1 pseudogene is annotated in these 564 nt (G+C 27.0%); it reads right to left on the reverse strand.

Annotated features, from left to right (window positions below):
- Positions 1-6: 6 nt before the first annotated feature.
- Positions 7-564, reverse strand: a pseudogene (locus MBORA_RS10765) (hypothetical protein); the annotation flags it as partial.

Below are 564 nucleotides of genomic sequence, written 5' to 3' on the forward strand. Positions count from 1 at the left end.
TTTTTTTTATTTGATTGTTATTGTGTTTTTTATTTTTGATTTGGTGTATTGTGTGTAGATGTTGTATTTGCCTTTTTTTAGGTTTTTGATTTTTAGTGTGGCTATTCCTTTTTTGTTTGTTAGTTTTTTGTAGGTTTTTCCTTTGAATTTAAATGTTATTTTCTTTTTTGCTTGTGGTTTTCCTTTAGTGTTTACTAGTTTGGCCTGGAATTTTGTTGTTTTTGTTTTTTTCTTTATGATGTTTTTTGCTGTTAGTACTGGTTGGATTGTGATTTTATTTTTTGTAATGAATTTGCCATATTTTGTGGTTATGGTGTGTGTTTTTGGTTTTTGTGTGATTTTTAGGCTTGCGTATCCATTTTTGTCTGTTTTTTTACTGTATGTTTTTCCTGCTATTGTGAATTTTACTGTTTTTCCAGCACCTACATTTTTACCATTTGCATGTATTATTTGTACTTTAAATGTTCCTCCCATGAAATAAATTTTTAAGTTTTTATTTTTTGTTATTGGGGATTTTAAGATTTTTACCATGGATTTAAATGTGTTTGGACCATAATCTTTATC

Source organism: Methanobrevibacter oralis (assembly GCF_001639275.1).
Classification (GTDB): domain Archaea; phylum Methanobacteriota; class Methanobacteria; order Methanobacteriales; family Methanobacteriaceae; genus Methanocatella; species Methanocatella oralis.